Here is a 6012-nt window from a genome sequence, read left to right on the forward strand (position 1 = left end):
AATCCCGATTATTAAAATATTCCTGTAAAACGCGTACCTTACCGCGCATCCAAATAAAAAAGAAGACTAACAGTGAACATGTATTATTCTCCACCACTACAAAAGGGAGGCTACCGTCTATTATGGCCATGCGCCGCCTGGTGCCTTTTACTGCTGGCATTGACAACGACCGCGAATGCGCAATCCCGCATATCGCCCAGACAGGAACTGGACTTCAATACGAACTGGGCATTCTGCCAGCAAGACATCAGCAACGCGGCAGCCGCAGATTTTAACGACGCATCCTGGGAAGCCGTTACTATTCCCCATGTAATGGGCATCACCCCTAAACATAACGGAGGCGGCAAGGTTTTTCAGGGCATCGGCTGGTATCGCCGCTATTTCACGGTGCCGGCTGACCTGGCTGACCGCCGGCTTTACATTTCATTTGAAGGGGTACAAACAGACTGCGACATCTACCTGAACGGCGAGAAACTGGGTGAACATCACGGAGGATATATGCGTTTTGGTGTAGATATTTCCGGCAAGGTCCGTCCCGGCAAGCCAAACGTACTGGCGGTAAGGGTTTCCAATGCCGATAACCCGCAAACACCTCCCGGCAAAAAAATGTCTACGCTGGATTTCAATTATTACGGCGGTATTTACAGGAATGTGTCACTGGTTATCACCCATCAGCTTTATATTCCTGATGAAGTGGAAGCCAATAAAATAGCCGGAGGCGGCATATTTACCATGAGCAGGAATGTGTCGGCCCATGCGGCAGACATATTGGTCAACACCCAGGTCATGAACAGCGGCCGACAAGCGGCCGCCACCACCCTGCTGACCAAACTGACAGACAAAAGCGGAAAGGTAGTAGCATCCACCCGACAAACGATCTCCATCAACGGCAGGATGGACACCACTTTCCGGCAGCAGCTCCATATCACTGCGCCACAGCTATGGCACCCTGACCATCCCTATCTGTACCAGCTGGAATCAGAAGTCTATAACGGTAAACAGCTTGTCGACAAACGGGTAACGCCGACCGGCATTCGTACGATCTCGTTTACTTCATCTGACGGGAAAGCGGACGGCTTCTACATCAACGGAGAAAAACTATACCTGAGAGGTGCTAACCGGCACCAGGTTTATCCTTATATAGGCGACGCTGCGCCAGCCTCCCTGCAATACCGGGATGCATGGCAGCTCAAAAAAGGCGGATTCAATGCCGTACGGGCGGCACATTACCCGGCATCACCGGACTTCCTTCGCGCATGCGATGAACTGGGCCTGCTGGTCATCGAATGCCAACCCGGATGGCAACACTATAGCGAAGACAGTACGTTCAAAGCACGCACCTTCCGCGATATCAGGGAGATGGTGCGCCGCGACAGGAACCATCCTTCAGTATTCCTCTGGGAAACTTCCCTCAACGAATCTCCCACGCCTTCCAGCTGGATGCAGGAAGCCGTACGGATAGCACATGAAGAAATGCCGGGTGACCAGATGTTTACAGCAGATGATTACAATAAACGAAGCCGTGATCACTACGATGTTTTTTATAAAGTGGTGAATCCGGACATGACAGACCCCGCCCCCGGCAAACCCTCCCTCACCCGCGAATGGGGCGATACCTGGGTGGCTGACGCAGCGCAGGAAAACGGGCTGCGTGCTTCCCGGCAGTATACCACCCGGGGACTGATCAACCAATGCATTCTCCGTCAGCAGGCCCTTAACGGGGAAACCAGCGAAGAACGCGGCGGATACTGGGACCATGCCCGACTGGACGCCAATCCACGCATTGGCGGGTATTTCGTGTGGAGCTACAATGACTACACCCGCGGAAGCGATCCGGTAACGGCATTCAGCGGCGTGACAGATATGGACCGCTATGAAAAATTCAGCTACTACCAGCTGCAGGCCATGCAACCAGCGCGGAATAAAGCATACGGCCCCATGGTGTTCATCGCCAGCTACAACAACCTGCAGGACGCTGATTCCACCATCATCGTATTTTCGAATTGCGATACTGTCATGCTGTACCGGCACAACGAGTTCGTGGGCCTTAAAACCCGCTCCGCCAATGCCGCTACAGCACCATTCATCGCTGCCAAAAACGGCAGCCCCCTCTATGCTTTCCCGTTAGGCCACTACGAACCAGGCACCTATCGTGCTGAAGGCTGGCTTGACGGCAAACTGGTATGCAGCCATACTATCAGCACGCCCAAACCCGCAAAACGGCTGGAAATCACCCTACCGGAACCATCTTTGCCCCCGGTAGCCAATGGCACGGATATGATTCCGGTGTATATTAAAGTATGTGATAAAGACGGTGTGGTAGTCGCTAACACAAAAGCCGGACAGTCCTACAACATCCAACTCCATGTTACCGGCGCGGGCCATCTCGTTGGTGGCAATATTCCTGCTGCCGGCATTGCCGTACAAGCTACGGAAGGCGGCATTGGCTACGCGCTCATCAGAACCAGCGATAGCGCTGGCGAAATCAGGATCACAGCAGAAAGTAAAGGACTGGTAAGCGCCGTCAAAACCATCAAAACCCAAAGCCGTACCACGAAAATAGTCCCGGATGCACCGCACGCCAAATGGGTGAATGACTTTGAACGGATATATACAGACGTAGCCGCGAAAACCGGACAGGAGAATTCGCTCCGGGAAATCTCCCTGAAAGATGCACAGATCACCATCAACGACCAGGTGAATCCACCGGGTTCCGGTATGTTAACAGACAAGAACAACCTTACCGGCTGGACGGCCACCAGCAGCACCTTCCCATTAACCATCACGCTTCATCTTGGAAAATCCCGTTCACTAACCGGAAGCCAGGTCTTCTGGGGGAAAGACAGCGATTGGTACAACTACAGGGTGGAGACTTCGCCCGATGGAAATACATGGACCGTTGCCAGTCCGGATAAATTATCCAGCGGACAGGATTACAAACCGGTGCTGTTTAATAGCCGCGGCGTACAATATGTACGGTACGTGATTACCGGTATCAAGCCGGAAAGCAGCCATGTAGCGGTGAAAGAAATTTTGTTGTTTGGGGCGGAGGAGTGATAACAACCGTGCAATATTATCATAAAAAATGCCGTCTCTGAGAGACGGCATTTTTTATCATTACCATTTTATCCGCAGCTCAGAACGCCTGTTCTGCTTATAATCTTCTTCTTTACAAGGTACGCCGTCCTTACAGCCATTCACCGGATCTTTCTCTCCTTTGTTGCTGTAGTAAAGCCGTTTCGGGTCGACGCCTTTGTTAGCGAGATAGTCTATGACCGCGTAACAACGTAACGCAGACAGATCTACGTTGTACTGATCACTGCCCCGGTTATCTGCAAAGGAGGTGATGACTACTCTCCAATCAGGATAACGTTTCAGTACTGCTGCCACCTGGTCCAGTATCCTCCGGGATTCTGTCAGCAAAGCGGTACTGTTATAATCATACAGGAACTTCAGTTCTTCCAGTTTCTTTTTGTCTGCTTCTTCTTCAGGTGTATGTTTTTTCACCACAGGAACAGGGTGTCCACCTGTGGAACCTGATGGCTGTCCATTACCCGAAGTTGACGGCTGGTTTGGATGCTGGGGTTGATTGGAGTTTGGATTTGGGTTTGGGTTTGAACTTTCGTTCTGCCCCGGGTCAACCCTGCTGAAGTAATGAGCATCCGAGAAGTAATAAATATCATCTTTGCCCAGGCCTCCTGTTCTGCTGGAAGCCATGTAGCCTTCATAGCCATTACGTTTTAGTATCAGCCCGATGTCATCTCCCCCGGAATTGAACGGCAGCTTCATATTCTGCGGTGTTTCCCAGGCAGCCTTTGCTCCTTTTACCCGGTAGATATCATAACCACCCATTCCGGCATGTCCCCTGCTGGAGAAGTAAAGAATACCATCTTCGTTCACAGTAGGGAAAGTCTCCGACGCCACGGTGTTGATCTGGCTGCCACAGTTGATAGGTGCGCCCCAGGAGCCGTCGGCCTGTTTCTCTGCGTACCAGATATCAGTCTGGCCTTGTCCACCCGGACGGTCAGATACAAAGTACAAGATATCCCCGGTGGAGTTGAGCACAGCATGACTGGAAGAATATCCTTCGAGGTTGATACCGGGTACCAGCACGAGCGGCTCCCATTTACCATTCTTTTTTACAGACTGATATAACTGTAGATGACGTACGCCATTCACAGCGCCTTTGCCGGTATACGGCACATCTTTGCCCTGTATGTTGATGGTAGCGTAAAGCGTATCTTCTGTGTTATTCAGGCATACTGGTCCGATGTTATAATCAAATTTACCCAACAGTCCGGGTACCAACTCTTCCAAATAGGCGTTGGAGTTATCACCGGCATATTGCTGATACACATAAGCCTTGTAATAAGGTTGCTCCGTCCGTTTGTCCTTGGGAGGCTTGGCTTGCGCACCACTGCTCAGCGCCATGGTACGGTACCCGTTTGACATCAACAACAGCCCTTTCTGCATCACACCGCTTACCACATCAGAGCCGGGGGTATTCAGTTCTTTCAGCGGCTTCAATTGCACAGGTGCACCCTTTGCGGTCCATACTACAGCGCTGTCGCAGCCTTTCAGCGCGATGGCTTTCAGTTGAAGACTGTCTGCATTGGCAGTGCTGAACAACGCATATTGCGCTTTGGCGGCGTCGTACTGCTCCAGCTGCCGCAGCGCTTCGCCGTAGGCAAAATAAGCAGCGGCCGGGTGGTCAGGGCGACTGGTAATCTCCTTGTATATATCTGTTGCTTCTTTATAGTAACCGATCTCCTGGAAGCTACGGGCCATTTTCATCAGCTGCTCTACCGGCATCCTGTCTCCTTTCTGGCGGGCAATCCTGTTATAGAGTGCGCCTGCCACTGCATATTCCTGTCTTGCATAAGCTGCTTCCGCCAGCTGCAACACGCTTTTCTGCTCCTGGCCATAGAGGTTGGCGGCAGACAACAACAGCAGTGGAATGATCATTCTGGTACAACGTATCATAGCGGGTAGTAACTAAAGTTTAAAAATACCGGGGGTTCTTAACTGTATAATTTTTTGAAGGGATCAAAAAGCCCAGTGATATCTCGTGGGAGCCTCCCTGGTAACCGGCCATTTTGTTGATGGTCAGGTCATAGGCATACCCGATACGCAGCTTCTCGGTGGCGTAAAATTCCACCATCACGCTGGCTGCGTCCAGTTCACTCAGGTCTTTCTGCAGGTTGGTTTTTCTCCATATACCTACGCCGGTACGGTAAGACGCACCTACCCACAACTTCTCACCTATCAACAGGAAGGCATTAATGTCCACATTGGTAGGCCCTTTAAAATCTTCTTTGATCAGGATCGACGGTTTCAACTGCAGGTTCTCCCCCAGCGGAAACATAGCACCGGTGGTGATATACAGGTGCTGTGTTTTACGGATGGTGGAATAGTTGTTGCCTTTCCAGTTATAACGCGACGCATCGGTGTAGAGTGAAAACAGGTCCATCACAGACGCGCCGGCATAAAAGCGGGGTGTGTAATAGTAGATCCCAAAGCGGGCATCGGGCACCCATACACTCTTTTTACCCAGGGGTATGGCCGCATCTTCATTATCGATGTATTGCAGGGCCGTACCGTCGATAGAGTACTGGGTAACGCCGGCGCCTATACCGAGACAAAGCCGGCGGGTGTCTTCATCGTCCAGCGGGATGCGGTACGAGTAAGAACCATAGAGCGACAAAGCATCCTGCGGCCCTGATTTATCAAATAACATCTGCATGCCCAGGCCCACTTTTTTGTCGCTGGCGGGCGTCACCCCGTCGAGCGATACGCCGCCCGTACGGGGTGCTCCGGGGAATCCGGCCCACTGATGACGATAAATGGCATTCACATACAAGTCTTCTTTATAACCTGCATAGGCGGGGTTAACACTTAACCCGTTGAAGATGTACTGGCTGAACTGTATGTTCTGTTGCGCCGTGCCCTTCATGCTTACTGCCAGCAGCAAGACCATTATTCCCGCTCTGAGTACTTTTTGCATCTTTTACT

The 6012-nt window shown here is 51.5% G+C and carries 3 protein-coding genes; 1 reads left to right on the plus strand and 2 read right to left on the minus strand.

The genetic code is table 11. From position 1 onward, the window contains the following. Positions 1 to 78 precede the first annotated feature (78 nt). On the plus strand, positions 79 to 3057 hold the full coding sequence (locus tag HHL17_RS22665) for a glycoside hydrolase family 2 protein (RefSeq protein WP_206156129.1): 2979 nt from the start codon (positions 79 to 81) through the stop codon (positions 3055 to 3057). 60 nt (positions 3058 to 3117) lie between these two features. Here HHL17_RS22665 and HHL17_RS22670 read toward each other — a convergent pair whose 3' ends face one another. Together HHL17_RS22670 and HHL17_RS22675 are read right to left on the minus strand one after the other, a co-directional pair. Then, the gene (locus tag HHL17_RS22670; protein ID WP_169227066.1) at positions 3118 to 4983 is read right to left on the minus strand and encodes an OmpA family protein; all 1866 of its coding nucleotides are present in this window, start codon (positions 4981 to 4983) and stop codon (positions 3118 to 3120) included. Between the two features lie 19 nt (positions 4984 to 5002). Then, positions 5003 to 6004, minus strand: a complete 1002-nt coding sequence (locus tag HHL17_RS22675) for a PorP/SprF family type IX secretion system membrane protein (RefSeq protein WP_206156130.1) — start codon at positions 6002 to 6004, stop codon at positions 5003 to 5005. Between the last annotated feature and the right edge of the window lie 8 nt (positions 6005 to 6012).

The organism is Chitinophaga fulva (assembly GCF_012927205.1).
GTDB lineage: Bacteria > Bacteroidota > Bacteroidia > Chitinophagales > Chitinophagaceae > Chitinophaga > Chitinophaga fulva.

What these genes read in the sequence shown, in the direction of transcription:
- HHL17_RS22665 (WP_206156129.1), top strand. Translation starts at nt 79, where the DNA reads ATGTATTATTCTCCACCACTACAAAAGGGAGGCTACCGTCTATTATGG.
- HHL17_RS22670 (WP_169227066.1), bottom strand. Translation starts at nt 4,983, where the DNA reads ATGATACGTTGTACCAGAATGATCATTCCACTGCTGTTGTTGTCTGCC.
- HHL17_RS22675 (WP_206156130.1), bottom strand. Translation starts at nt 6,004, where the DNA reads ATGCAAAAAGTACTCAGAGCGGGAATAATGGTCTTGCTGCTGGCAGTA.